The 25,243-nt window shown below is 65.5% G+C and carries 22 protein-coding genes; 11 read left to right on the top strand and 11 right to left on the bottom strand.

Annotated elements, in window-relative coordinates; all coding sequences use genetic code 11:
- The first annotated feature begins 318 nt into the window (after window positions 1-318).
- From AB6730_RS17650 to galU, 5 genes are read left to right on the top strand one after another with little or no spacing between them, the layout of a single operon-like run.
- Window positions 319-576 (top strand): LapA family protein, encoded by a 258-nt coding sequence (locus AB6730_RS17650; RefSeq protein WP_371024908.1) that lies wholly within the window; start codon window positions 319-321, stop codon window positions 574-576.
- A complete protein-coding gene (lapB, locus tag AB6730_RS17645; RefSeq protein WP_371024907.1) occupies window positions 573-1,745 on the top strand; it encodes a lipopolysaccharide assembly protein LapB in 1,173 nt (390 codons plus the stop codon). The genes AB6730_RS17650 and lapB overlap by 4 nt, the downstream gene beginning before the upstream one ends.
- Window positions 1,742-2,779: a glycosyl transferase family 4 gene (locus AB6730_RS17640; RefSeq protein WP_371024906.1), complete on the top strand. Its 1,038-nt coding sequence runs from the start codon at window positions 1,742-1,744 to the stop codon at window positions 2,777-2,779. The genes lapB and AB6730_RS17640 overlap by 4 nt, the downstream gene beginning before the upstream one ends.
- Entirely contained in the window at window positions 2,766-4,664 is a 1,899-nt protein-coding gene (locus tag AB6730_RS17635) for a polysaccharide biosynthesis protein (RefSeq protein WP_371024905.1), read from the top strand. Before AB6730_RS17640 ends, AB6730_RS17635 begins: the two co-directional genes overlap by 14 nt.
- Window positions 4,661-5,536, top strand: coding sequence for a UTP--glucose-1-phosphate uridylyltransferase GalU (gene galU, locus AB6730_RS17630; protein ID WP_371024904.1), 876 nt, complete (start codon window positions 4,661-4,663; stop codon window positions 5,534-5,536). The genes AB6730_RS17635 and galU overlap by 4 nt, the downstream gene beginning before the upstream one ends.
- Before the next feature lie 190 nt (window positions 5,537-5,726).
- Here the strand turns inward: galU and AB6730_RS17625 are convergent, their stop codons facing one another.
- Window positions 5,727-7,310 (bottom strand): amidase, encoded by a 1,584-nt coding sequence (locus AB6730_RS17625; RefSeq protein ID WP_371024903.1) that lies wholly within the window; start codon window positions 7,308-7,310, stop codon window positions 5,727-5,729.
- 130 nt (window positions 7,311-7,440) lie between these two features.
- Between AB6730_RS17625 and AB6730_RS17620 the strand changes: the two genes are divergently transcribed.
- Both AB6730_RS17620 and AB6730_RS17615 read left to right on the top strand, forming a co-directional pair.
- Window positions 7,441-8,145 carry a cytochrome c gene (locus AB6730_RS17620; protein ID WP_371024902.1) on the top strand — a complete coding sequence of 235 codons (705 nt, stop codon included), beginning with the start codon at window positions 7,441-7,443 and terminating at the stop codon, window positions 8,143-8,145.
- A 3-nt stretch (window positions 8,146-8,148) separates the two neighbouring features.
- Entirely contained in the window at window positions 8,149-9,369 is a 1,221-nt protein-coding gene (locus AB6730_RS17615; RefSeq protein WP_371024901.1) for a c-type cytochrome, read from the top strand.
- Here AB6730_RS17615 and AB6730_RS17610 read toward each other — a convergent pair.
- Entirely contained in the window at window positions 9,345-9,878 is a 534-nt protein-coding gene (locus AB6730_RS17610; RefSeq protein WP_371024900.1) for a mismatch-specific DNA-glycosylase, read from the bottom strand. The genes AB6730_RS17615 and AB6730_RS17610 overlap by 25 nt on opposite strands.
- A 71-nt stretch (window positions 9,879-9,949) precedes the next feature.
- Between AB6730_RS17610 and AB6730_RS17605 the strand changes: the two genes are divergently transcribed.
- Complete coding sequence (locus AB6730_RS17605) at window positions 9,950-11,068, top strand: mechanosensitive ion channel family protein (protein WP_371024899.1); 1,119 nt, start codon at window positions 9,950-9,952, stop codon at window positions 11,066-11,068.
- 90 nt (window positions 11,069-11,158) lie between these two features.
- Entirely contained in the window at window positions 11,159-11,713 is a 555-nt protein-coding gene (locus tag AB6730_RS17600; protein WP_371024898.1) for a DUF1003 domain-containing protein, read from the top strand.
- Window positions 11,714-11,916: 203 nt separating this feature from the next.
- Here AB6730_RS17600 and typA read toward each other — a convergent pair whose 3' ends face one another.
- A complete protein-coding gene (gene typA / locus AB6730_RS17595; protein WP_371024897.1) occupies window positions 11,917-13,761 on the bottom strand; it encodes a translational GTPase TypA in 1,845 nt (614 codons plus the stop codon).
- Between the two features lie 240 nt (window positions 13,762-14,001).
- Here typA and AB6730_RS17590 point away from each other — a divergent pair, with 240 nt between their 5' ends.
- Window positions 14,002-14,580: a hypothetical protein gene (locus AB6730_RS17590; protein ID WP_371024896.1), complete on the top strand. Its 579-nt coding sequence runs from the start codon at window positions 14,002-14,004 to the stop codon at window positions 14,578-14,580.
- A 47-nt stretch (window positions 14,581-14,627) separates the two neighbouring features.
- Here the strand turns inward: AB6730_RS17590 and AB6730_RS17585 are convergent, their stop codons facing one another.
- The 8 genes from AB6730_RS17585 to AB6730_RS17550 form a co-directional block, all read right to left on the bottom strand.
- Complete coding sequence (locus tag AB6730_RS17585; RefSeq protein ID WP_371024895.1) at window positions 14,628-16,817, bottom strand: pilin; 2,190 nt, start codon at window positions 16,815-16,817, stop codon at window positions 14,628-14,630.
- 66 nt (window positions 16,818-16,883) lie between these two features.
- Window positions 16,884-18,092, bottom strand: a complete 1,209-nt coding sequence (locus AB6730_RS17580) for a serine hydrolase domain-containing protein (RefSeq protein WP_371024894.1) — start codon at window positions 18,090-18,092, stop codon at window positions 16,884-16,886.
- Between the two features lie 63 nt (window positions 18,093-18,155).
- Window positions 18,156-19,124 carry a hypothetical protein gene (locus tag AB6730_RS17575; protein WP_371024893.1) on the bottom strand — a complete coding sequence of 323 codons (969 nt, stop codon included), beginning with the start codon at window positions 19,122-19,124 and terminating at the stop codon, window positions 18,156-18,158.
- Window positions 19,121-19,978 (bottom strand): ABC transporter ATP-binding protein, encoded by an 858-nt coding sequence (locus AB6730_RS17570; RefSeq protein WP_371024892.1) that lies wholly within the window; start codon window positions 19,976-19,978, stop codon window positions 19,121-19,123. Before AB6730_RS17570 ends, AB6730_RS17575 begins: the two co-directional genes overlap by 4 nt.
- Window positions 19,975-20,349: a GntR family transcriptional regulator gene (locus AB6730_RS17565; RefSeq protein WP_306847631.1), complete on the bottom strand. Its 375-nt coding sequence runs from the start codon at window positions 20,347-20,349 to the stop codon at window positions 19,975-19,977. Before AB6730_RS17565 ends, AB6730_RS17570 begins: the two co-directional genes overlap by 4 nt.
- 5 nt (window positions 20,350-20,354) lie before the next feature.
- Window positions 20,355-20,690 (bottom strand): hypothetical protein, encoded by a 336-nt coding sequence (locus AB6730_RS17560; protein WP_306847629.1) that lies wholly within the window; start codon window positions 20,688-20,690, stop codon window positions 20,355-20,357.
- Between the two features lie 36 nt (window positions 20,691-20,726).
- On the bottom strand, window positions 20,727-20,909 hold the full coding sequence (locus tag AB6730_RS17555; protein ID WP_306847627.1) for a hypothetical protein: 183 nt from the start codon (window positions 20,907-20,909) through the stop codon (window positions 20,727-20,729).
- A gap of 259 nt (window positions 20,910-21,168) precedes the next feature.
- The gene (locus AB6730_RS17550; protein ID WP_371024891.1) at window positions 21,169-23,439 is read right to left on the bottom strand and encodes a TonB-dependent receptor; all 2,271 of its coding nucleotides are present in this window, start codon (window positions 23,437-23,439) and stop codon (window positions 21,169-21,171) included.
- Window positions 23,440-23,732: 293 nt separating this feature from the next.
- On the opposite strand from AB6730_RS17550, the gene AB6730_RS17545 reads away from it, so the two are divergent.
- Window positions 23,733-25,157 carry a porin gene (locus AB6730_RS17545; protein ID WP_371024890.1) on the top strand — a complete coding sequence of 475 codons (1,425 nt, stop codon included), beginning with the start codon at window positions 23,733-23,735 and terminating at the stop codon, window positions 25,155-25,157.
- The last annotated feature ends 86 nt before the right edge of the window (window positions 25,158-25,243 follow it).

Here is a 25,243-nt window from a genome sequence, read left to right as displayed (position 1 = left end):
GATCGTTTTCGCTGAGGCAGGAGCCGAATCGAAAACCCCCGCCCGACCGTCCGAGCCCGAAGGGGCGCCAGCCATAGAACATGGCCGCGCAGCGGCATCCCTTCCCAAGGGACGGCACCGCCTGTCGCGCCGAGGGTGGCGCCCGGCAGCTCCCCGCGACGCACGCGGCGAATGCGAGGGCGAAGCCGAGCCAGCTACAACCCACAGCCACAACCAACCGCGCCATCGCCGGCACACAGTCCTGAACGTGCCGCCGAAGCTGTATGAAAAGCCAACCGCACCGCACCATGTTATTCAGGATTCGGGTAGAGTCGCCGGATGCGTCTGCTAGCCATCATCTTTCTCTTGCTGTTCATCGCCGCCGGAATCGTCTTCGGCGCATTGAATGCCGACCTGGTGCCGTTCGACCTCGGCTTCGCCCAGCTGTCCCTGCCCAAGGGCGGGGCGATGCTGGCGGCCGTGCTGGTGGGATGGGTCCTTGGCGGGATCACCGCGTGGCTGGGAACGTCGTTCGCCCATCGAAGGCGCAGGCGCGGTCGCGGCGAACGCAAGGCGGACACCGCGACGACCGCATGAATCCGATCTGGTTGCTGGCGCTCGTTCCCCCACTGGCTTTCGCCTGCGGCTGGTGGCTTGCCCGTCGAAGCCACGTGAGGCGCTCCGGAGAGCGGGTCAACGAGCTGTCCTCCGATTACTTCCGGGGCCTGAACTACCTGCTGAACGAAGAGCAGGATAAAGCGCTCGAGGTCTTCCTGCGCCTGGCGGAATACAACCGCGACACCGTCGAGACCCATCTCGCGCTGGGCAATCTCTTCCGCAAGCGCGGCGAGGTCGACCGGGCCATCCGTCTGCATCAGCACCTGGTCTCGCGCCAGGGACTGTCCGATGAAATGAAGACGGTGGCCTTGCTCGAACTGGGCGAGGACTACATGCGGGCGGGCCTGCTCGACCGGGCGGAAACGTTGTTCTCCGACCTCGTGGCCATGGATGCGCTGGCACCCTCGGCATTGCGTCACCTCATCGCCATCTACCAGCACGAGCGTGAGTGGCACAAGGCCATCGATCATGCGCGCCGGTTGGAGACCATGACCGGTGAAGACGAGTCGGCGATGATCGCCCAGTTCTATTGCGAACTCGCCGAGCAGTCGCGCCAGCACGGGGCGCGCACCGAGGCTCGCGAGTACGTCAAGGAAGCCTTCGCGTGCCAGCAGGATTGTGTCCGCGCGCACATGATCGCCGGTCGCCTTTCCTCGGAAGACGACGAACTCGATTCGGCGATCGCCTCGTACGAGGCGGCCATCGCGGCGGATATCGCCTTCGTTCCGGAGATCCTGCCCCCGCTGCTCAACTGCTATGCACGCTCGCAGCAGATGGATCGCGCCGAGACGTTCCTGCGCGAGATCATGGAGCGCTACCACGGCATATCGCCGGTGCTTGCACTGACCCGTCTCTACGAGGGCAGGGACGGCGAACGGACGGCCATCGACTTCCTCACCGGGCAGTTGCGCAAGCGCCCTTCGGTGCGTGGTTTGATGGCGCTGATCGACGCGACGATGGACAAGGTCTCCGGCGAGGCCCGTGAGAACTACCTCATCCTGCGCGACCTCACGCGCAAGCTGCTCGAAGGGCAGGCGATGTATCGTTGCAGCCGCTGCGGCTTCGGCGCCAAGGCGCACCACTGGCAGTGCCCGAGTTGCAAGAGCTGGGGCACGGTCCGGCCCATCCACGGCGTCGCCAACGAATGACGGGCACAGTCGCGAGCGCCGGCTCCTTGCTGATCGGCTGCGCCCTGGCCGCCTTCCTCGTCTCCTTCGCCAGCGTGCGCGTCGCCATCGCCTATGCGCATCGCCGCGGCATGCTCGATGCCCCCGGCCACCGCCGTTCGCACACGATGCCGACCCCCCGCGGCGGCGGCATCGGCATCGTCGCCGGCGCGCTGGCGGGCATGCCCGCGGCGTTCCTCCTCCTGCCGGGCTCACCCGGGGCGGCGGTCGTCGGCGCCTTCACCGTGGCGGTGATCGCCGTGGCCGCCATCGGCTGGCTGGACGATCACGGCTCGCTGCCGATCAGGCCTCGCCTGTTCATCCAGCTGGCTGCGACCCTCCTGTTCTGCATCGCGGTGGCGACCGGCACCACCAGCCTGCTCTGGTCCTTACCCCTGCTGTTGGCTGGTGTCTGGTGCATCAACCTGCACAATTTCATGGACGGGATCGACGGCCTGGCCGCCCAGCAGGCGATGTTCTTCGGGGCGGCCTCGGCGGCCCTGGCCTGGGCCGCCGGTAATCTGGCCATTACCGGGGCGGCTCTTGCCCTCGCCTCGGCGGCGACGGGATTCTGGTGGTTCAACCGCTCCCCGGCCCGGATATTCATGGGCGACGTGGGCAGCGGCACCGTCGGCCTCATGGTTTTTGCGATTTCCGCGACGTTATGGGCTTTTCGTACGAATTTGCTCTGGCCGGCGCTGATTTTCTCTTCCGCCTTCGTCATCGACGCGACCTTGACGTTGCTCGTGCGAATGCTGCGCGGTGCGCGCTGGTACACTCCGCACCGCGAACACCTTTACCAGTGGCTCGTGAGGCGAGGGGCGTCACATCGGAAGGTAGCCGCGGGCTACTTCGCATGGAACGTGCTCGTCTGCGTTCCCATCGCATGGATCGCGTTCCGCTCGCCAGCGGCGGCGCCCCTGTGCATGGGGGCGGTGTACCTGTTGGGAGCAGCGGTCTGGCGTACTGGCAAGCGAACCTGCTTGCGTCGAAGGGAGCGACATGTTTCTGCGTAAGTTCATCGGCATCATCCACCCCCGCACGGCGGTCGTCGCGCACGACCTGGCCATGGCGGCGCTCGCATGGTGGATCGCGAAAGCCCTGCGCTATGCCTTGATGCCGGACCTCGCGCCGGTCACGTACCTGCCGATGGAGTTTCCCATCGTGCTGCTGGTGCAGGGAGCGGTGTTCAACTGGACCGGCCTCTACAAGGGCGTCTGGCGGTTCGCCAGCCTGCCCGATCTCTGGAACATCATCCGTGCGACCGTGATCGGTGCGTTGATCATCGGCCTGGCCATGGTCATGTACGCGCGCCTGGATGGCGTGCCCCGCTCGGTGTTGCTGGTGTACCCGGTGGTGCTGGTGGTGCTGCTCGGGCTGCCCCGGCTCAGCTACCGTTTCTGGAAGGACAGCCGCATCGACCTGTTCCAGTCGGCGCCGACCAAGCGCGTGCTCATCGTGGGTGCCGACCGGGCGGGTGAGGCCTTGTCGCGCGACCTCCGTCGCGACAGCCGCTACAGCGTCATCGGCTTCGTCGACGACAACCTCGCGCTGCGCGGCGCGCAGATCGGTGGCATCCCCGTGCTCGGCACGGTGGACCAGCTGGCCGAGTTGTCGAAGGCCGTGGCGGTGCAGATGCTGCTGATCGCGGTGCCCGGGGCGACCACGGCGCAGATGCGCCGGATCGTGGCGTTCTGCGAAAGCACGGGCTTGCCGTTCCGTACCGTGCCGCGCCTCGAGGATGTGGTCGCGGGGCGTGCGCAGTTCAACGAGATCAAGGAAGTGGCCATCGAAGACCTGCTCGGCCGCGATGCGGTAGAGCTGGATTGGACGGCCATTCGCGAGAACATCAGCGGCCGGCGCGTGCTCGTGACCGGCGGCGGCGGCTCGATCGGCTCGGAACTTTGCCGTCAGGTGGCACGCCTGGGCGCCAACTCGCTCACCGTCGTCGAGATGTCCGAATACAACCTTTACCGCATCGGCCAGGAACTGACCTCGGCTTATCCGGAACTGATCTTCAACGGCGTGCTGGCCGACGCGCGCGACGCCACCGCGGTCAATCGCCTGTTCGAGGAAACCCAGCCGCAGATCGTCTTCCATGCGTCGGCGTACAAGCATGTGCCGATGCTGCAGGGTCAACTGCGCGAGGCCTTCCGCAACAACGTGCTCGGCACGCGCATCGTCGCCGATGCCGCGGTGCGCTGTGGCGCGGAATCATTCGTGCTGATCTCCACCGACAAGGCGGTGAACCCGACCTCGGTGATGGGCGCATGCAAGCGCATGGCCGAGATCTGGTGCCAGAACCTCGCAGCGCATACTTCGACACGTTTTATCACCGTCCGCTTCGGTAACGTGTTGGACTCCGCCGGTTCGGTGGTCCCGCTGTTCCGCAGGCAGATCCGCCAGGGCGGTCCGGTGACGATCACGCACCCGGAGATCTCGCGCTACTTCATGACCATTCCCGAGGCCTGCCAGCTGATCCTGCAGGCGGCCAGCCTCGGCAAGGGTGGTGAAATCTTCGCGCTCGACATGGGCGATCCCGTGAAGATCCGCGACCTCGCCGAACAGATGATCCGTCTGGCTGGCAAGCGTCCCGGTTCCGACATACAGATCGTCTATACCGGACTGCGATCGGGCGAGAAGTTGTTCGAGGAACTGTTCCACCCACTGGAGAATTACACCAGCACGACCCACGCGAAGATCTTCCAGGCACAGCACCGCCAGGTCTCGTGGGAAATGTTACAGATACAGCTGGCGCGCGCCGAGGAGGCCGTGGCCGTGTTCGATGAAGAAACCCTGCGCCGGTGCGTGTCGCAGCTGCTGCCTTCCTTCCGCTGGAGCGAGCCGCAGACCGACAACGTGCTGCCGCTACGCCGAAACGAAAGTGGAGACAACGCATGACCCAACCCCTGCGCAAGGTCGTATTTCCCGTCGCCGGTCTCGGTACGCGCTTCCTTCCCGCGACCAAGGTGGTGGCCAAGGAAATGCTGCCCGTGCTCGACCGTCCGCTGATCCAGTACGCAGTGGATGAAGCCGTCGACGCGGGTGCCGATACGCTGGTGTTCGTCACCAATCGCTACAAGCATGCGATCGCCGACTATTTCGACAAGGCTTACGAGCTGGAAGAGAAGCTCGCGGAAAAGAACAAGGAAGAACTGCTGTCGATCCTGCGCGGCATCCTGCCGCGTCACGTTCGCTGTGTGTTCGTCACCCAGCCGGAAGCCCTCGGCCTTGGCGATGCCGTGCTGCGCGCCGCGCCCGTTGTCGGCAACGAGCGCTTCGGCGTGATGCTGCCGGACGACCTGATCTGGACCAAGGGCAAGGGCGCGTTGCGCCAGATGGCCGAAGTGGCGGACGCGAACGACGCCGGCGTGATCGCCGTCGAGGAAGTGCCGGAGAACGACACCGACAAGTACGGCATCGTCGACACCAGCGAACAGCTCAGCGACCGCGCATCCGTGATCACCCACATGGTGGAGAAGCCGAAGCCCGCGGACGCGCCGTCGAACCTCGCGGTGGTCGGCCGCTACGTGCTGCCCAGCGGGATCTTCGAGTACCTGCGCAATACCAAGGAAGGCGCCGGCGGCGAGATCCAGCTCACCGACGCCATCGAGAACCTGCTCAAGGACAAGGGCAAGGTGCTGGCTTATCGCTTCGAGGGTACGCGTTTCGATTGCGGCAACAAGGCCGGTCTGGTCCGCGCCACGATGGCCATGGCGTTGGAAGATCCGAAGCTCGCACCGATCGTGCGCGAGTTCGCCAACAAGGCGTAACCGCCATCGCCGACAGGGTCGGCTCCCACCCGAGGCGGCGGAAGTCTTTGTGGACGAACCTGCCCTGTGTGGGAGCCGCTTCAGCGGCGATCCCCGCGGCAGCGGGGGCGGGTTGCCGCTAGCACCCATCGCCGCTGAAGCGGCTCCCACAACGGCTCCCACAACTGAAGCGGCTCCCCTGTGAGTCTCGTTATCTTGCCGGCAGGGTCGGCAGGAATTTCGGACGGCGGAAGGCGTTGGCTTTTTGCTCCACGCCGTAGGCGATCGCGATCAAGGTCGGCTCGCTCCACTTCGCGCCGAAGAACACCACGCCGACCGGTAGTTCGTGCGCGAATTCCACCGGCAGCGTGATCGAGGGATAGCCGGCGATCGCTGCCGGTGCGGAGACGCCACCGACGGTTGGGTCGCCGCTCACGACGTGGTCGCCCAGCACCAGGTCGTTGACGAAGGCGGGACCCCAGCTCGGTGCCAGCAAGGCGTCGAGATGGTCTTTCGCCAGCGCCGCGTCGATGCCTTCCGGGCCCGCCAGGCGCTTGTTGGTGTCGCGCATCTGGATGTACTTCGGATCGTCCAGGCCACCCTTGGCCTGCGCGGCAAGGAATAGCTCCTGGCCGAACCACGGCATTTCCCTGGCGGCCTCGCGCTGGTTGAAGGCGATGAGGTCGGCCAGCGTCTTCATCGGCTGATCGGGACGCGTGGCGAGGTAGGCCTGGATGTCATGCTTGAACTCGAACAGCAACACGTTCAGTTCGTTGTCGCTCAGTTCCTTCAGATGCGGAATCTCCACCGGGTCGATCACCGTCGCGCCTTGCGCCTTCAGCAAGGCGATGGTGGTTTCCAACGCGTGGTCCGCGTTGGGTTCGATGCCCGCCAACTGGCGTACCACGCCGATGCGCTTGCCGCGCAGCGCGTCGGGATCGAGGAATTTCGTGTAGTCGGTGGCGTGCTTGTCCGCCTCCGCCGTGGCCGGATCGCGAGGATCGCTGCCCGCGATGGCGCCGAGGACGGTCGCCGCGTCCGCCACGCTGCGCGCCATCGGACCCGCGGTGTCCTGGCTGTGTGAAATGGGAATGATGCCGGCGCGGCTGACCAGGCCTACCGTCGGCTTGATGCCGACCAGGCCGGTCATGGCGGCGGGGCAGATGATCGAGCCATCGGTTTCGCTGCCGATCGCCACGGTGGCGAGGCCCGCGGCCACGGCGGCACCGGAACCGGCACTGGAGCCGCAGGCGTTGCGGTCGAGCACATAGGGATTGACCGTGAGCCCGCCACGCCCGGTCCAGCCGCTGGTGGCGTGGTTGGAGCGCATGTTCGCCCATTCACTGAGGTTGGTCTTGCCCAGGATCACGGCGCCCGCCTTGCGCAAGCGAGCGGCGACGCCCGAGTCGCGTGGCGCGGGCTTGCCCACGAGCGCCAGTGATCCCGCCGTCGTCATCATGCGGTCGCCCGTGTCGATGTTGTCCTTCAGCAGTATCGGGATACCCGCCAGCGGACCGGTCTTGCCGCTCTTGCGCGCGATGGCGAGCGCATCCGGATTGGTCTCGAGTACCGAATTGACGGTGGGGCCGGCCTGGTCGATCGTCGCGATGCGCTCGATGAAGAGCCGGGTGAGACCTTCGGGCGTGAGGGCGCCGGAGGCATAGGCCTGGCGAATCGTGGCGATCGAGGCGAAGGCGTCGTCTTCGCCCGCATCGCGAGCGAGGGCCGTGCCATGGGCGAGCATCAGTGCGACGGCGGCGGCGAGGGCGACCGGTTTTGACCATACATGCGGCATGTGCTGTTCCCCTTGGCGATCGGTCGGTGGGTCGCGCCAATCTTACCCGGGCGACGCACGGCTATACTGCATGGATGTCATGCCCGACTGCGATCCGACGGCATGGTCCACGTTTGTCAGGGAGTGTCCTATGCGCTGTCTCGTCCGCCGGCTCGCCATCACGGCTGCCGTGCTCTGCGCCGCACCGGCGATGGCCAGCGATTCGCCGGTCGTGCCCGATACCCTGGTCCAGCGCATCGCGGCGTGCACGAGTTGCCACGGTGAACATGGCGAAGGTGGCGACAACGGGTTCAACCCACGCCTCGCGGGCAAACCCGCAGGCTACCTGCATCGCCAGATGCAGGACTTCCAGCGCGGCCTGCGCCACTACGACATCATGGAATACACGGTCGCGCCGCTGACCGACGACTATATGCGCGAGATCGCCGGGTACTTCGCCGCGCAGGAGGTGCCTTATGCGCGGCACCCGGTGCCGGCGACGACGCCCGCGGCCATGGCGCGCGGCGAGCAACTGGTCACGAAGGGCGACCCCTCCCGCGGTGTTCCCGCCTGCATGGCCTGCCACGGACCGAACCTGACCGGCGTGCAGCCGGACATTCCCGGGCTGGTCGGCTTGCCCTACGACTACATCAGCGCGCAGTTGGGATCATGGCGAACCAATACGCGCAGTACCGTCGAACCCGATTGCATGGCGACCATCGTCAGCCGTTTGAGTGACGCCGACATCAGCGCGGTATCCGCCTGGCTGGCACAGCGTCCGGTTCCCGCCGATGCGCATGCAGAGCCCGCCGGAAGCGTGAAACCGCCGCTGCGTTGCGGCGTATTGGGAGGCTGAACCATGACGACGATGTCCCGCCTCCTCGCACTGTTCTCGCTGGTCCTGGCCAGTACCGTCACCTTCGCCGACGATGCCGTGCAGCGCGGCCAGTATCTCGCCACGGTGGGTGATTGCGCTGCCTGCCACACCGCGCGCAACGGCCAGCCCTTCGCGGGCGGCCGCGTGGTCCCCACGCCTTTCGGCGCCATTCCCGCGCCGAACCTCACGTCAGATCGTGATACCGGACTCGGCGCATGGAGCGCCGACGACTTCTACCGCGCCATGCATTCGGGCAAGGGTCACGACGGGACCTCCCTGTATCCGGCGTTTCCCTTCACCTCGTATACGAAGATCACGCGTGCCGACACGGATGCGATCTTCGCCTATCTCAAGACGCTGCCCGCCGTCAGGCGCGCTAACACGGACGACACGCTGCGTTGGCCCTACAGCATGCGTTCGTTGATGGGCCCGTGGCGCACGCTGTACTTCAGCGAAGGCGAGTTCCAGCCGGATGCCGCGCGTTCCGCGGCATGGAACCGGGGGGCGTACCTCGTCCAGGGGCTGGGTCATTGCAACGAATGCCATGCGCGCCGCAACAGCTTCGGTGCGATGGTCGAGGAACCCTTCCTTGCCGGAGGCATCGTGCCGGTGCAGAACTGGTACGCGCCCGACCTGTCGATGGGGGCCGGCGGCGGCCTCGCCGGATGGACCGAAGCCGACGTCGTCGCCTTGCTGAAGACCGGGCGCTCGCGCAAGGGCGCGGCCATCGGCCCCATGGCCGAGGTGGTGATGCGCAGCACGCAGCACCTGAGCGAGGGTGACCTCGCCGCCATGGCCACTTACCTCAAGTCGTTGCCCGCGCGCGATCCGCCGCGCATGCGCGAGTCGGGCGCCGATGCACGCGATCTCGCCCTGAGGGGACGCACGGTCTACGTGGAACAGTGCGCCGATTGCCATGCCGCCGATGGACGCGGCAAGGGCGAGGCGTACCCGCCGCTCGACGGCAATGGCTCGGTGACCGACCCCACCGGCATCAACGCGATACGCATCGTGCTCACCGGCGGGTTCGCCCCGGCCACGGCATCGAATCCGCGACCGTATTCGATGCCGCCGTTCTCGCAGAAACTCAGCGATGACGACGCGGCCGCTGTGGTCACTTACATCCGGCAGGCGTGGTCGAACAAGGCTCCGTCGGTGTCGCCGAACGATGTCCGTGCCTATCGTTCGGTGCCGGGCGGCTGAGCGGCGACGAAATCCGCCAGCGCCTGCCACACGCGAATGTCCCACGACCGCCTTGCCTGTCCGGAAGGCGAGGGCAGCACGAAGGCGGGAATGCCTGCGAACGGCACCGGCTGCAAGCCATAGGTGGCTCCCTTGCCGAGTGCCGATAGCCCCGCGTGCTTGCTGGTGAAGGCGATCACGCGCGGCGCGTAGTGTTCGATCTTGCTGCGCAACGCGGCGACATCGAAGGCGTCGACCGGCAGCTCGGCGTCGTTGCCGTAGTGGAACTTCGAAAGATCGGTCAGGCCGATGCCGAACCCCGGCAGCGAGGGGTATTCCGCGGGCGCGAGCAGGCGGGGCGTTAGCCCCACAGCGAAGAGCGTGCGCCAGAACATGTTGCCGGGATGCGCGTAATAGGTGCGCTCGCGCGCAGAGCGCGTCCCGGCGGCGGTACCGCAGATGACCAGGCGCAGCCCGGGTTGCAGCAGGTCTGGCAGGACGAAGGCTTCGGTGGCGAGGCGGATGGCCATGGCGTCACTTTACCTCGCCCCTGCTGCGTCACAACAAAACGTGGACATCGTCCGTTCTAGGGTAAGGGCCCATGAACCCTTCCGAGTGGATGCCTGATCTTGCGCATCCGTGGACGCGTTTCGCGCTCGCCGTGGTGGTGGCGCTCGTGGTCGCGGGTCTGCTCCGCCGCGTGGTGCTGGCTTTCCTGCGCCGCTTCGCCCTGCGTCACCCCCGGGGCGCGAGCATGATCGCACGGGCCAACGCCCCCATGGAGGCGATCGTCCCCCTGACCATGCTGTTGCTGGCGTTTCGTGCCGCGCCGGACGAGCCGGCGCGCTTGATCGGGGCGCTGGAGCACATGGTGGGCCTGAGCCTGATCGTCGCCTGTACGTGGTTCGCCGTGCGCTGCATCGGCGCATTGGACGCCATGGTGTCGCGCTTCAATCCGATCGACCTCGAGGACAATCTGCGCGCGCGCCGCGTGCAGACCCAGGTGCGTGTGTTGAGCCGTACCGCGATGGTGGTGATCGTGGTGCTCGGCATGGGCGTGGCCTTGATGACGTTTCCTTCTGTGCGACAGTTCGGCGCGAGCCTGCTCGCCTCGGCGGGACTCGCCGGACTCGCGGTGGGCCTGGCTGCGAAGCCGGTGCTCGGCAACCTGATCGCGGGTATCCAGATCGCGTTGACCCAGCCGATCCGCATCGACGACGTGGTGATCGTCGAGAACGAGTGGGGCAGGGTGGAGGAAATCACCAGTACCTATGTGGTCGTGAGCATCTGGGACGAGCGGCGGATGATCGTGCCGTTGCAGTATTTCATCGAGAACCCGTTCCAGAACTGGACGCGCACCAATTCGCGGATACTGGGTTCCGCGATGCTCTGGTTCGATTACGGCCTGCCGCTCGACCCCCTCCGTGCGGAGTTGACGCGCCTTTGCAAGGCGGCGCCGGAATGGGACGGGCGGGTCTGTGTCCTGCAGGTGGTGGATACCAATGACAAGGCGATGCAATTGCGTGCGCTGGTGAGTTCTTCGAACTCCGGTAAGTCGTGGGACTTGCGTTGCAAGGTTCGCGAAGGGTTGATCGACTATGTAAGGCGGGAGTTTCCGGATTTTCTTCCGCGTGTCCGTGGCGAGATGGTGAGCGACGTTCGCATGGCCGACGCCGACACGCCTGCCCTCGGACGTCGGATGACGTCCACGCGACGCTGAGTGGCCGCGAGAAACCGCGACAAGCGACGCCCTCTCACGGCGTGCTAGCGTCACGCCGGAATCGATTCCCTACCTTGAGAGGTCAGCCCCATGTCAGCGAATGAACACCCCAGCGAGCACGCGGCGCGCCGCTGGTTCGCCAAGAGCCTGTCGGATCTCGGCCATGCCGAACAACGGATCCTCGACCGGCTGGTCCAGCGCAAGCTGGTCGCCGAAGACGTCAACGAGGTGTTCAGTTCGGACCTGACCTATGGGCAGAGGCTGGCGGACAAGGTCTCCCGTTTCGGTGGTTCGTGGACCTTCATCATCGTCTTCGCGATCATTTTGGCCCTGTGGACGGCCCTGAACTCCTACGTGCTGCACCGGCCCTTCGATCCTTACCCGTACATCTTCCTCAACCTGCTGCTGTCGATGCTCGCGGCCATCCAGGCCCCGGTCATCATGATGAGCCAGAACCGACAGGCGGCGAAGGATCGGCTCGATGCGGAGAACGATTACAAGGTGAACCTGCGGGCCGAGATCGAGATCATGGGTTTGCACGACAAGCTCGACCAGATGCGCAGCGACCAGCTCGAACGCATGCTGGCGAAGCAGCAGGAGCAGATCGACCTATTGTTGAAGCTGGTTGGCAACGGGCCAGGGTGAGGCGACCTGGTGGGAGCCGACCTTGTCGGCGATCCCGCGGCAGCGGGCAGCTTGCCGCAAGCACCCAATCGCCGACAGGGTCGGCTCCCACCAGGTAGCAAGGTCACCAGGTAGCAAGGTCGCCGGGTAGCGCGGCCCGTCAACGAAAAGGCCCGGCTATTCGCCGGGCCTTTTCTTCAACGCACGAGGAACGACGCCCGGCTTTAGCCGCGCGATGCCTTCTTGCGATCGTTTTCCGTCAGGTGCTTCTTGCGCATGCGGATTTCCTTCGGCGTCACCTCGACGAGTTCGTCGTCGTCGATGAAGTCCAGTGCCTGCTCGAGCGTGAACTTGGTGGCCGGGGTCAGCTGGATGGCGTCGTCCTTGCCCGAGGCGCGCATGTTGGTCAGCGGCTTCGGCTTGATCGCGTTGACCGTGAGGTCGTTGTCCTTCGCGTGAATGCCGATCAGCTGGCCTTCGTACACGGAGTCGCCCTCGGCGGCGAACAGCTTGCCGCGCTCCTGGAGGGGGCCGAGCGAGTAGGCCGGCGTGGTGCCCGGGGCGTTCGCGATCATGACGCCGTTCTGGCGCTTGGCGATCGGGGCGGGCGTGTACGGACCATAATGCTTGAACACGTGGAACAGCAGGCCCGAACCCTGGGTCAGGGTCTTGAACTGGTTCTGGAAGCCGATCAGGCCGCGAGCCGGGATTTCGTACTCGAGGCGGACGCGACCGTTGCCGTCCGACACCATGTTCTTCAGTTCACCCTTGCGGATGCCCAGGCGCTCCATGACGCCGCCCTGGTGGATTTCCTCGACGTCGATCACCAGTTCTTCGATCGGCTCCATCTTCTGGCCGTCGATTTCCTTGATGATGACTTCCGGACGCGACACGGCCAGCTCATAGCCTTCGCGACGCATGTTCTCGATCAGCACCGAGAGGTGCAGTTCACCGCGGCCCGAGACCAGGAACTTGTCGGCGTCGGAGCCATCTTCCACGCGGAGGGCGACGTTGTGCACCTTCTCGCGGTCGAGGCGCTCGCGCAGCTGGCGGCTGGTGAGGAACTTGCCGCCGGAGAGATCCTTGTTGCCGACGAAGGGCGAGTTGTTGACCTGGAAGGTCATGCTGATCATCGGCTCGTCGACGCTCAGCGCCGGCAGCGCTTCCGGCACGTCGGGCGAGGTGACCGTGTCGGAAATGGTCAGGTCGGGGATGCCCGAGATGGCGACGATGTCGCCCGCTTCGGCGGAATCCTGCTCGATGCGCTCGAGGCCGAGGAAGCCCAGCACCTGGACGACCTTGCCCTGGCGCTTCTTGCCTTCGCGGTCGATCACGGCGACCTGCATACCCTTGCGCAGGGTGCCGCGCTGGATGCGGCCGATGCCGATGACGCCGACGAAGTTGTTGTAGTCCAGCTGGCTGATGCGCATCTGGAAGGCGCCGTCGGGATCGACGTCCGGCTTCGGCGCATGCTGCATGATCGCTTCGTACAGCGGGGTCATGTCGCCTTCGCGGACGTTCTCGTCGAGCGATGCGTAACCGTTCAGCGCGGAAGCGTAGACGATCGGGAAGTCCATCTGCTCATCGGTCGCGCCGAGTTTCACGAAGAGGTCCCAGACCTGCTCGACCACCCACTCCGGACGGGCGCCCGGACGGTCGACCTTGTTGACGACGACGATCGGCTTGAAGCCCATCGCGAACGCCTTCTGCGTGACGAAGCGCGTCTGCGGCATCGGGCCGTCCATCGCGTCGACGAGGATCAGCACCGTATCGACCATCGACAGCACGCGCTCGACCTCGCCACCGAAGTCGGCGTGTCCCGGGGTGTCGACGATGTTGATGCGGTTCTTGACGCCCTTCTTCTTGTCTTCCCAGGTGATCGCGGTGTTCTTGGCGAGGATCGTGATGCCACGTTCCTTTTCCTGGTCGTTCGAATCCATCACGCGCTCGGCCAGCACGGTGCGCTCGTTGAGCGTGCCCGACTGCTTCAGAAGCTGATCGACGAGGGTGGTCTTGCCATGGTCGACGTGAGCGACGATGGCGATATTGCGCAGGTTTTCGATCGACATGCGTTATGCGCCGGCGGTGGGCCGGATCGCCTCTTTGGTTTGGGAAGCCGCCGATTATAAAGGAAAAGCGTGGCGTCCGCATGACTGGCCGAACGGCCCCGGGGAGGGGCCGTTCGGGGCAATCCCCTACGGCCGGTTTCCGGAATCGACCCACTTTTTCAGAATCCTTCTATATGAGATCTGCGGACGGGACTCCAGGATGCCCTGGCCTATCCGGGCACGTTCATAAAGAGAGAATTCATGATTTCCACCCGCTATATCGCCGCCGGCTGCGCGCTCGCCCTTTTCGCCACCTCGGCGTTCGCCGGAAACGGCCCGTTCGATTCAGCCCTGGCCGGCAAGCCGGGAGCTTCGACCATGACCTACTACGTCGAGAACTTCGAAGAAGTTCCTGCCGGTGCGATCCCGGCCAGTGGGCTCGACCTCCAGGCCCTCACCGTCCGTTACGCGGGCGGGCCCACCTCCGGCGTGCAGAGCACCCGTCCCCCGGGCGATTGCCCGCAAAACGTGGCTTCCGGGCACGCTCTAGGCCCCGTCGTAAAGTCGGACCCCTACGACATCGTGATCGATTTCAAGGTGGCGCCTACCTACGTGGAGATCGGGGCTTGCGGATCCCCCTCCACCCCGACAGAGGACACCACGATCGACTTCTTCGCAGCGGACGGCGCGAAATTGAAGTCGATCACCTTCGCCGCCGGCAGTATCTTCGCGGAGCGGGTGGAGTATTCCGGCAGCACGCCGGTAGGACATGTCGCCATCCACGGCGGTGGATTCGTCTACATCGACAACTTCATCATCGAAGTGCCCGATAAGAAGTAAGTCCCGGCGGAAGTCGGGCGGCCGCCGTCAGCGGCCGCCCGCGCCTCTCAGGGCAGCAGTGGCTCGTCGCGGCAGCTCGCCGGGAGGTACTTGGCGTCCACGCCCTCTCCGGAGCAGCCCCACGAGACCGTGTGCCCCTCGACCCGCGGCGTCAGCACCAGCGTGGCCGAATCCAGCCGTGCGTCGGTCTTGTGCGGCGGCGTGGCGTCCATGGTGACGACGATCTCGCCACCGGGACCCACTTCGACCGAGCCGGCGTAGTCGTTGCCGAGGCTTTCCGGCGCGCCCAGGCCGGCGGCCTTGTTGCTGGCAGGGAACTTGCCCGTGCTCTGGCGGTGTTCCGCCACCGCGACTTTCACGGCATCCGCGGCGGCGAGCGCTCCACCGACCTGACTGCGCAGCGTGTAGTTCTGGTATTGCGGCACGGCGATGGCCGCCATGATGGCCGTGCCGGCCACGATACCCATGCCGCCCACCGAACCGACCAGCTCGACCGGGCTTTGCTCATAGGTGAACGAGACCGCCAGCGTTTCCGGGTCGACCTCCACGGCCGCGCCGATCACGCCCTTCTCCGGAAGGTTCAGGGTATGCGCGGAGGGCAGGCTACTGATATCCACGTCCGCCCCGGAGGCGGCGCCGAGGAACTGCAGGATCTGCAGATAGCTGTAGTAGGCCTCGCGCTGGGCATCGCGGCTGGTGGCGGTATAGCCGATGAGGGTCCGGTTGCCGGGATAGGCGCGCGCCTTGAACCAGTCGTCGAGCGAGGTATCCGGCTTGGCGGCGGCACGGTCGGCCAGTGCCTGTGGCACCTTCGCCATGACGATCCAGTCGCCGTCCTCTACCCAGTACGAGCGGCCACCGAGACGGCCGGTGAGGGCCATCAGCGGTTTCAGCGCGGGGTCGGCGTCGGCCGGCATGTCCTCCGTGCCGGGGCCGGGCATGTACAGCCAGTGCACCTCGGTGCCATCGACCGTCGACACCCCGGTCTTCCATCCCTTGGCCGCCAGGGCGTTCATCCGCGCGTACCAGTCCTTGCGGTCGGGTGTACGCAAGGCGAAGAACAGGCCCGCGTCGTCGGAGAACACCAGGAACTCCGGACCGAACCAGCGGAACCAGTCGGCCGGCTCGGCGCCATAGCGGTCCTTGATCTTCGCTACGCCGGCCCGGTAGCTCTTCGCGGCGTCCTGGCCGAAGTCGAGGTTGAGATTGTCCTCGAAGGTCTTGTAGGCCTTGGTATCGGGTAGCGACATCGTCATCGCCCAGCGAGGTTCGCCAGCCGCCTTCAGGTCCGGCGCGAAGGCGTGTGGGGCGAGGTATTGCAGCAGGCGAGCCTGCGGCGCGTGCAGGATGACCCGAAACTGCGCCCGTCCGTCGACCGTGCCGCCGCCGAACGCGATGGCGTCGGCCTTCGAGGCGAAGTCGGCGGGCAGCTTGCCGAACGGGGAATCGCCGGCCTGCGCGGCGGCGACACCGCCGACACCGCGCACGCTGACCCAGCCGAACAGGCCTTCGCCGGAGGTATCGATACGCTGTTCCAGCGTGCCCAGGGTGGCGGGTGCCGTCGTTGGTGCGGACTTGCCGATGGTGGCGATCACTTCATCGAGCTTCGTCTTGTCGCTCGGCTCCTGCGCCGATTGGGTCACCCACAGGCGGTGTTCGGCGACGACGTAGCGGATGGCGCCGCCACTGGTGAGTTGACCGTTGCCTTGCGCATCGAGCGGCGCGGCGAGCAGTGGCGAGGTCGTGCCCAGCGACGCGGCGCGTGCGTTGAACGCCTCGATCGACGGGACATCGAGCATGGCGGTGAGGACCACGCGGGAGGTAGGCGCCGGGATGCCGATGGGATCGATCAGGGCGGCTTCCACCGGTGAGCGCAGGTCGCCCAGCAGGAGGTTCACGACGGGCGCGAGCTTGAGATCCGCGAGCACCTTGTCCTTGGCCATGCTTTCGCGAATGCGCGCGACGGTGTCGAGATGGGCCTTGGACGACAGGGCGGCATCGAGTGGGCGTCCGTTGGGAACGCCCCCGATCGCCGCCCAGGGCGATGGGATACGCAGGTAGGCGACGGTCTGCGTGGGCAGGTGCTGGCGCAGCCAGGCCGGCGAGGCGATGGCCGCCTGCGCGGCGGCGACGGCTTTCGGGTCCGCGGCGGGTGCTTCGTCTTTCTTGTGGCAAGCGGCGAGGCCGAGCGCCGCGACGATGGCGGCGGACAGCAAGACGGTACGGCAGGCAATCATTGCGCTCTATCCCCTGGGTTCATCCGGCTCCTGCCGGGCGGCGAAGAGGATAGCAGCGCCTCCGCTTCAAATCGCGCACGCGGGATGCCGATCCGGCATGACCGGTTTCGAGCGGAGCTCCGGCCGGTCGTAGGGGATATAGCTGTTCCAGTACCAGGGAAAGCAGGTCTTTCCCAGGACATCGTCCAGCAGGTAGGCAAAGATCGATTCGCCGCGCGAACTATTGCTCATCAGGAGCACGCAGGTCTTCGACCGTTCCAGGCAGACGAACAGGTTGTTGGTGCCGTCGTCGTGGCCCTCCTTGAAGAACGCCGGGCCACGCGGCGACTCGAACGTCCCCACGCCGAGGGCGTAACCCAGCGAAATCGAATCGTTGTCGTGGCTGTCCGCCAGGCCGATGGTGGGGAACTGCCGCACGGAGCGGATACGCACCACCGGTTTCAGCCAGGTGCGGTACGTGGCGGCCTTCAGGCCGTCGCCGCGCGACATGGCCGCGAGCAGGCGTGCGTAGTCGGCGATCGTCGTGTCCATCGAGCCGGCGGCGCGGACCGATTCGCGCCGCTTGTGCCCGAGCGGCTTGCCTTCCTCGTCGTAGCCGATCGCCACGTTCTCCGTGAAGTCGTCTCTCCAGGTCATGCTGGTGCGGGTCATGCCGTAGCGCTCGAACAGGCGGTTCTTCATCAACGTGTCGACGTCGATCGACTTGCCGTTCTCCAGCACGAACTGCATCAGGTTGATGCCTTCGCCTGAGTAACCGAAGCGCGTGCCGGGATCGAAATAAAAGGAAAGCTTCCCGTTCGGATCGTAGTCCTTGCCCGGTTGCCAGAAGCGGAAGTTGGGAAAGCCCGTGCGATGGCTGAGCAGGATGGACGGCGTGAGTCGGCGCCAGCGTTCGTCACCGGCGAGGTCGGCGTACTTCGGATAGTCGGGCAGGGGCTTGGGCAGGTCCTCGGCGATGCTGCCATCGAGCTTCAACTTGCCCGCCTCGACCAGCGACATGGTGGCGTAGGCGAACGCGGCCTTGGTGAGCGATGCGGCGTACATCACGGTATCGGTGGTCAGCGGGAGCCCTTGCTCCACGTCACGCTGGCCGTAGGCCTTCACCGAGACGACCTTGCCATCCTCGACGATGGCCACCGCCAGTCCGGGTACCTTCGCTTCCTTCATGAGGAAGGCGATGCGCTGGTCGAGGGCCGCGCCGCGAAGCGGCTTGTCGGCGGCGGCGGCGGGCAGGGCGAGCAACAGACAGGAAAACAGAAGACCGGTACGAAACATGGCGACTTCTCCCCGTTCGATAAGAAGACGGCTCCCGAAGGAGCCGTCGCGATTGTCATCTCATCAGCTGTCGTCGCGCCAGCGGCGGAACCAGATGGCGCCGGCGATCATCGCCACGCCTGCCGCGGCACCGATCCAGAGGGACGGGCTGGCCAGCGCACTGTAGTGGTAGGACAGGTCCAGGGCCTCGAGCACCGCCGCCGGATCGTCGCGGCTCGGCACCACCAGCGGGGAGGCGTTACCGACCCAGCCACCGGGGATCAGGCTGCCCAGCATGCGGCCGACCACGTTCTTCCAGAACCAGCCGCTCGGCTGTCCCGCCATGCCCATGAGGCCGAACCAGGAGACGATGACACCGGCGCCGACGGGCAGGGCGATCGCCCAGAGGAAGGGCTTGCCACGGGCCCACGAGGAGCAGAGCAGGAGCCAGCCGATCGTGGGCAGCGCCCAGATGGCGTACAGCGGGATGAGCAGTACCAGGTTCAGCACGACCCGGAACGGATGCGCTTCCATCAGCAGGCTCCACACCCCGATGCCGTGCATCGTCGCCACGATGGCCACCAGGATGGCCAGGGCCAGGCCGACGATCACGCCGACCACCACCGCGATCGCGGGAGCGAGCAGGATGGCGCTGGCGACCTTGGACAACACCGTCGAGGTATCGGACAGCGGCAGGGATTTCCAGAACAGCACGCTGCGGTCGCGGCGGTCGTCGTACAGCGCGCCGAGGCAGTAGAAGAACACCACGATCGCGGTCACGGCCAGGATGATACCGGCGATGGCGTAGAGCATGATGTCGATGCCGGCGCCCGCGTTGTGCAGGTCTTGCGGGGAGATGTTGCTGCCCTGGAAGTGCAGGTCGCCGTTGTACTTGAAACCGCCCCAGTTGGACCGGCGTCCGAACACCTCGCCGAGGATGATGCCCATGGCGTTGAGTACCAGGAACACGATGCCGGTGACCACGGGTGCCCAGAAGAAGCCGCCCTTGTGTTCCCAGAACTCGCGCTTGACCAGCCAGTAGAAGGTTTTCATGCGTAGGTGCCCTTCATGGTGGCGACGAAGAGGTCGCCGATCGACGGTCGCCGTACCTCACCCAGCTGTTCCAGCTGCGGGCGGCTGACGTTGTCGAAGAGGAAAATGCTCTTGCCGAAGACCTGGCGTTCGTCCAGCGGCTTCAGTTCGCGTGCCGCCGCGGCGAATTCGGCGCCGACCAGCACTTCGGCGAAACGCTCGCCCAGGCTGTCCATGTCGGTGTCGAGCACGATCTTGCCGTCGCGGATGAACATGAGGTCGGTGAGGATGTGCTCGATCTCCTCCACCTGGTGGGTGGTGACCAGGATGGTCTTTTCCTCGTCGAAGTAGTCTTCCAGCAGCGACTGGTAGAACTGCTTGCGGTAGAGGATGTCCAGGCCCAGCGTCGGTTCGTCCAGTACCAGCAGCCTCGCGTCGATCGACATCACCAGGGCGAGGTGCAACTGCACGATCATGCCCTTGGAAAGCTGCTTCACCTTCTGACCCGGCTGCAGTTTCGTGCGGGCCAGGAAGGCGTCGCATTTGGCGCGGTCGAAGCGGGGGTGGGTGTTGGCGACGAAATCGACCGCGTCGCGTACCTTCAGCCAGCGCGGCAGCACGGCCACGTCGGCGATGAAGCAGACCTGCTCCATCAGCTTGTCGCGATCCTTGCGCGGGTCGAGGCCGAGGACGTTGAGCTGGCCGTCGAAGGTGGTCAAGCCCAGGATGGCCTTCAACGCGGTGGTCTTGCCGGCGCCGTTCGGTCCGATCAGGCCGACGATGCGGCCCGAACCGATCTGGAACGTGGCGCCGTCCAGGGCCAGCGACGACTTGTAGCGCTTGGTCAGGCCAGTGGCGGTAACGACCGCGGTCATGACGGGTCCTCCGTGGAGCCTGTGGCTTCACGCATCAGGGTTTTGAGATCGAGGCCCATGCGCTGCAGGCGGGCGAACAAGGCCGGCCATTCCTCGCGCAGGAAGCGCTCCCTTTCACTCTTGAGCAGCGCTTCGCGCGCCCCATCGATCACGAACATGCCAAGACCCCTCCGTTTCTCAACCAGTTGTTCGTCGACCAGCTCCTGGTACGCCTTGGATACGGTCAGCGGGTTGATCTGAAAATCCCCCGCGACCTGGCGTACCGACGGCAGCGGATCGCCTTCGTTCAAGGCGCCATCCAGGATCATCGCCACCACGCGTTCGCGGAGCTGGCGGTAGATCGGGACGCTGTCGTTCCAGGTGATGGACATGTATGTCATTCCTTCGCCGTGTGGCGCAGTGCGTTACCGAACGAATAGTAGGGCATGGCCAGCTGCGCACCGATCAGCGCGGCGGCACGATCTTCGGCGCTGCGCTTCAGTGCGGCCGCGGCCGAATCGAGAGTGGCCTCGCCCAGGAGCATGGCCTCGCGCACATCGGCGTCGGTGGGCCGCACTTCGAGCGAGGGCAGGTCGACGACATGGATGCCGTTGACGAAGTGCGGCGCGGCGAGCATCGCGGCGGCGCGGTCATCGAAGGAGCGCAGGGCGAACACGCTGGTGCCGGCAATCAGGATGGAAGCGGTCAAGGCGATGAGGTTCGGCGCTTTCATGGGACGACTCCGATGACTTGTTACGGGACTCGGGGGTTAGAGGGAGGCGACGTTCGCGCCGGCGTCGGCGTAGACGACGATGGGAGCGAGGTCGGTGACCTTGGCGCCGTTGATCTCGGTCAACGGGGCGGCGGTGGTCGAGGTGCTGCTGAAGACGGCCAGGGCGGCGGTGGCGATGGCGAACGAGGCGGCCAGGGCGATGTAGTTGGGGCTTTTCATGGTGCTCTCTCCAGTAGTGGTCTGGGTGACCGGTGTTGTAGTGAACTATAACACCAGATTTTCAGTCGTCAACGGGAATTTCGTTAAATCCCCTATGACTTATGGCCTATGCCGTGAGGCGCTGTGCTGGTGGGGTGCGTCTGTGGCACCCGTTCTGATGCGGGTTTGGCGGGAAAGGTTTAGGCGGCATCGCGGCCGGAAACGAAAACGGCCGGCCCCCGAAGGAGCCGGCCGCTAATCCATCCACCGCGAAACCCGCTTACAACTCCGCGCGGAACTCCACGCCCACCACGCGAGGATCATTCACGAACGCCGTGCGGTTGTTGAAGTCGATGCCGCCGGTGATCACCTTCTTGTTGGTGATGTTGCGGCCGTACAGGGCGATCTCGCGCTTGCCGAATTCCCAGTTGTAGCCGATGCGGATGCCGCCTTCGAGGAACGGCTTGCTGCGGAACTCCTGCGAGTTGTACAGGAAGAAGTTCACTTCGCTGCGGTAGTTCCAGTCGGTGTAGACGAAGAACTCGCCGCTCTCGCCATACGGGATGCCGTAGCGCGCGGTCCAGGTGCCGATCCACTTCGGCGCGTTGGGCAGCGCATTGCCGTCGATCAACGCATTGCCCGTGGCGTTGAGCGGATCGAGCACGGTGCAACCGCCGCCGCACGGTGCCACCGCGAGGTTGCGATCCTTCAGTTCGGTGTGGTTGTAGCTGCCGCCGGCGGTCATGTAGAACTGCGGCGTCAGGTAGGCCTCGAGGTCGAACTCGGCGCCGTAGCCTTCGGTCTTCTTCGCGTTGATCAGCTGCGTGACATTGGTCGCACCACCCACGGCGGTGAGCTGCTGGTTGTGCATGTTGTACTTGTAGATGTCCGCGTTGAAACGCAGCTTGTTGTCGTCGGTGGTCGACTTGAAGCCGATCTCGTACGAGGTGATGGTCTCCGGCTTCGCCGTGGAGATGCTGTTGGCGAAGTTGATGCGACCCTGCACGCTCGGTGCGCGGAAACCATTGGCGATGCGCGCGTAGACGTTCGCGTTCTTCGACAGCTGCCAGGTGCCGGTCAGGTCGCCGCTCCAGCGGGCGTCGGTCGGATCGGAGGTGAGCGGGCCCACCGGGCCGGTGAAGCCGAGGAAGCGCTCGGCCTTGAAGTCACGCTTGTCGTGTGACCAACGCGCGCCGGCGCGTACGTCGAACTCGTCGGTGAACTGGAAGTCCGCCGAACCGAACACCGCCCAGGCCTTCGTGCGCTGGCTCTGGTCGACCCAGCCGTTCAGTACATGGTTGTTGAGCGTGTCGTACGAGAAGTTGGTGATCGCGATGTCTTCGTCGAAGTAATACGTGCCCACCTGCCACTTCAGGCGTTCGGCGCTGTCGTTGGACAGGCGGAATTCCTGGGTGATCTGGCGGTCCTTCGGCAGCGCGTCGGCGGTCTCGGAATAGAACGGGGTGATGCGGTTGGTGAAGCTGGCCTTCGCCGGCGTGCCGGACGCGTCGTAGCCACCGTCGACGTCGCCGAGGCTGTACGTGGTCGCGCGTTCCAGGCCCGTGATCGAGGCGAAGTTGAGGTCGCCGAAGTGCCAGTTCAGGTGCAGGTTGCTGCCCCAGGTGAACAGGTGCTGCTTGTTGCGGCCGTCCTGCGAGACGGAATCGCGGTCGAAACCGGGGACGAACTGGTCGCCACCCAGGGTGATCGAGTTGGCGCGGTTGACCATCGCGCTGCCGTCGAGCCAGCGGCCGTGCACGTTGATCAACGCGTCGAAGTCTTCCGTGGCCTTGTAGAGCGCCTGCAGGCGGATGGCGCGATCGTTGTAACCGCCCAGGTCGTCCTTCTTGCCCGTGTAGTCGTTGTCGATCCAGCCGTCGCGATGCTGGGCGAGGGCGGAAATGCGACCCGACCAGCTCGAGCTGATCTTGCCGCCGATCGCGGCTTCGGCATTGGCCGTACCGTACGAACCGTAGGAGACACGCGCGTAGCCTTCGGTTTCCTGCGTGGGCTTGCGCGATTCGAACTTGATCACGCCGGCCGGCGAGTTGCGGCCGAACAAGGTGCCCTGCGGGCCGCGCAGCACCTCGACCTGCTCGAGGTCGAACAGCGGGAAGCCCTTTAGGATGGGGTTTTCCTGCACGATGTCGTCGTAGACCATCGACACCGGCTGCGATGCGTTGAGATCGAAATCGCTGTTGCCGAGGCCGCGGATGTAGAAGCGCGGGAACTCGCGGCCATAAGACGTCTCGGCATACACGCTGGGTGCGCGCGAAGCCAGTTGCAGCACGCCGTCACCCGCCTGGCCGAAGGACTCGAGCTTCTCGGCAGTCACCACGGTCATGGAGATGGGCACCTTCTGCAGGTCTTCCGTGCGCTTTTCCGCGGTCACGTTGATGGTCTGCAGGGTGGCCGTCTTGGTCGGGGCGCTGGACGGCGGCGTGTTGGACGAGGCGTCCTGGGCGATGGCCGCGCCAGCGGTGAGCGCCGTGGCGATGGACAAGGCAATGACGAGACGTCGCGGCATGCGGCGCGAGCTTGCGAGAGACATGTTGTGGTTTCCGCCTGGATAGGACTGGGTGAGAGTGCCTCGCCGACGACGGCTGGGCCGTCGTCCCCTGGCGAGGGCGCGTCTGGCGGGAATTATCCCCTGTGTCACCGTCATGACGAAAGTGTTGCGCTGCGGTAACGGCCCGCTGCCACACGGAGCGGCGGGTGTCACGTAAGTGAAATGCGCGGACGCTAACGTGCGCCGGATCGACGCGGGTAACGCTGTTTGTCGCTTTTAGGCACGTTATCGGCGACGTTTGAGGTTTTTCTCAATCCATTCGGAGCATGAGCGCGATGAAGAGACTTCCCCTGGCCGCCGCCTTCTGGACGATGTGCGGTACCGCGGCCGCCGAGGGCGCCCCTCAGGCGGCCGTCGAGTTGTACGTCGACACGAACACGCGGCAGATCTTCGCGGAGCCGGGTCCGGGCCGTCAGCGCCTGGGCCGGTTCGTGCAGGCGAGCGACGAGGCAGCCCCGGCGGCGAGCGTGGCGACGACGGGAACGGCCACCCCGGCAGCCTCCTCCGGCACGGCAACTTCCTCGTCTCCCGCCATCGCCGCGGCCAAACCCGCGTCGTCGTCGGCCAAGGCCTGGTACGAGAAGATCGGCATCCGCGGTTATGTGCAGATGCGCTACAACCAGGAACTCGGCGAAGACGCCAAGGACCTCAAGTCGCCGGGCGATCGCTTCATCGGCCGCGAACAAGGCTTCGGCATCCGTCGTGCGCGCGTCGTCATCAGCGGCGATGTCACCGACAACATGTCGATCTACATTCAGCCCGACCTCGCCAGTACCCCGTCGGGCTCGAGCACCACCAACTTCGCCCAGCTGCGTGACGCGTACGCCGACCTCTGGCTCACCAAGGACAAGACCTGGCGCATTCGCGCGGGTCAATCCAAGGTCCCGTACGGTTGGGAGGACCTGCAATCGAGCCAGAACCGTCTTGCCCTCGACCGTGCCGACGCGATGAATTCCGGCGTGCGCGACGAGCGCGACCTCGGCGTGTTCGCCTACTGGTCGCCGGCGGTCGCGAAGGAGCGCTTCGCCTATCTGCAAAAGTCCGGCCTCAAGGGTTCGGGCGACTATGGCGTGATCGGTTTCGGCGTCTATAACGGGCAGGGCGCGAACCGCCCGGATCGCAACGACCAGCTGCATTCCGTCGTCCACTTCTCTTATCCGTTCAAGTTCGCCAACGGGCAATATCTCGAGGTCGGCGCGGATGCGTATTCGGGTCGCTACAAGGTGAGCACGGGTTCGGCGACGATCGATGGCCGCACGTTCACGCCCGGCGTGGATGCGCCGGAGGCGGGATCGACGGATCGCCGCGTGGCCGCGCATGTCGTGTATTACCCGCAGCCGTTCGGGTTCCAGGCCGAGTGGACCGTGGGCAAGGGGCCGGAGCTCGACATCGCCCGGCGCATGGTGCGTACGAAGTCGCTGCGTGGCGGCTACGCGCAGGTCATGTACAAGTTCGACGGCGGCTTCGGCTCGCTGATGCCGTATGCGAAATGGCAGACCTATCGCGGCGCGGCCAAGTTCGACACGAACGCGCCACGGATGGAAGTCGACGAACTCGAGGCCGGCGTCGAGTGGCAGCCGTCGAACGCGATCGAGCTGGCGGTGGCCTATGCGAACATGCGCCGCACCGACGTCAGCGCCGCGCCGTATCGCAAGATCGACGGGCAGCTGCTGCGGGTGCAGCTGCAGGTCAATTACTGAGGAAGGAACGGGGCTGGGGACGGCAAAGGGTTGAGTGCGGCAAAGGGCAGGGCTGCTGGAACCGGGTGGGAAGCCGCTTAAGCGGC

The sequence above is a fragment of the Luteibacter sp. RCC_6_2 genome, assembly GCF_041360655.1.
In the GTDB taxonomy this organism is placed as follows: Bacteria; Pseudomonadota; Gammaproteobacteria; order Xanthomonadales; family Rhodanobacteraceae; genus Luteibacter.
The sequence above is the reverse complement of the archived record's forward strand: the minus strand, read 5'-3'. Positions and strand labels throughout refer to the sequence as shown.

Coding starts and splice junctions, on each gene's coding strand:
- AB6730_RS17640 (WP_371024906.1), top strand. CDS start 1,742: ATGACGGGCACAGTCGCGAGCGCCGGCTCCTTGCTGATCGGCTGCGCC.
- AB6730_RS17580 (WP_371024894.1), bottom strand. CDS start 18,092: ATGTTTCGTACCGGTCTTCTGTTTTCCTGTCTGTTGCTCGCCCTGCCC.
- AB6730_RS17575 (WP_371024893.1), bottom strand. CDS start 19,124: ATGAAAACCTTCTACTGGCTGGTCAAGCGCGAGTTCTGGGAACACAAG.
- AB6730_RS17555 (WP_306847627.1), bottom strand. CDS start 20,909: ATGAAAAGCCCCAACTACATCGCCCTGGCCGCCTCGTTCGCCATCGCC.
- AB6730_RS17605 (WP_371024899.1), top strand. CDS start 9,950: ATGAACCCTTCCGAGTGGATGCCTGATCTTGCGCATCCGTGGACGCGT.
- AB6730_RS17615 (WP_371024901.1), top strand. CDS start 8,149: ATGACGACGATGTCCCGCCTCCTCGCACTGTTCTCGCTGGTCCTGGCC.
- AB6730_RS17625 (WP_371024903.1), bottom strand. CDS start 7,310: ATGCCGCATGTATGGTCAAAACCGGTCGCCCTCGCCGCCGCCGTCGCA.
- AB6730_RS17650 (WP_371024908.1), top strand. CDS start 319: ATGCGTCTGCTAGCCATCATCTTTCTCTTGCTGTTCATCGCCGCCGGA.
- AB6730_RS17590 (WP_371024896.1), top strand. CDS start 14,002: ATGATTTCCACCCGCTATATCGCCGCCGGCTGCGCGCTCGCCCTTTTC.
- lapB (WP_371024907.1), top strand. CDS start 573: ATGAATCCGATCTGGTTGCTGGCGCTCGTTCCCCCACTGGCTTTCGCC.
- AB6730_RS17560 (WP_306847629.1), bottom strand. CDS start 20,690: ATGAAAGCGCCGAACCTCATCGCCTTGACCGCTTCCATCCTGATTGCC.
- galU (WP_371024904.1), top strand. CDS start 4,661: ATGACCCAACCCCTGCGCAAGGTCGTATTTCCCGTCGCCGGTCTCGGT.
- AB6730_RS17585 (WP_371024895.1), bottom strand. CDS start 16,817: ATGATTGCCTGCCGTACCGTCTTGCTGTCCGCCGCCATCGTCGCGGCG.
- AB6730_RS17570 (WP_371024892.1), bottom strand. CDS start 19,978: ATGACCGCGGTCGTTACCGCCACTGGCCTGACCAAGCGCTACAAGTCG.
- AB6730_RS17610 (WP_371024900.1), bottom strand. CDS start 9,878: ATGGCCATCCGCCTCGCCACCGAAGCCTTCGTCCTGCCAGACCTGCTG.
- AB6730_RS17545 (WP_371024890.1), top strand. CDS start 23,733: ATGAAGAGACTTCCCCTGGCCGCCGCCTTCTGGACGATGTGCGGTACC.
- AB6730_RS17600 (WP_371024898.1), top strand. CDS start 11,159: ATGTCAGCGAATGAACACCCCAGCGAGCACGCGGCGCGCCGCTGGTTC.
- AB6730_RS17635 (WP_371024905.1), top strand. CDS start 2,766: ATGTTTCTGCGTAAGTTCATCGGCATCATCCACCCCCGCACGGCGGTC.
- typA (WP_371024897.1), bottom strand. CDS start 13,761: ATGTCGATCGAAAACCTGCGCAATATCGCCATCGTCGCTCACGTCGAC.
- AB6730_RS17565 (WP_306847631.1), bottom strand. CDS start 20,349: ATGTCCATCACCTGGAACGACAGCGTCCCGATCTACCGCCAGCTCCGC.
- AB6730_RS17550 (WP_371024891.1), bottom strand. CDS start 23,439: ATGTCTCTCGCAAGCTCGCGCCGCATGCCGCGACGTCTCGTCATTGCC.
- AB6730_RS17620 (WP_371024902.1), top strand. CDS start 7,441: ATGCGCTGTCTCGTCCGCCGGCTCGCCATCACGGCTGCCGTGCTCTGC.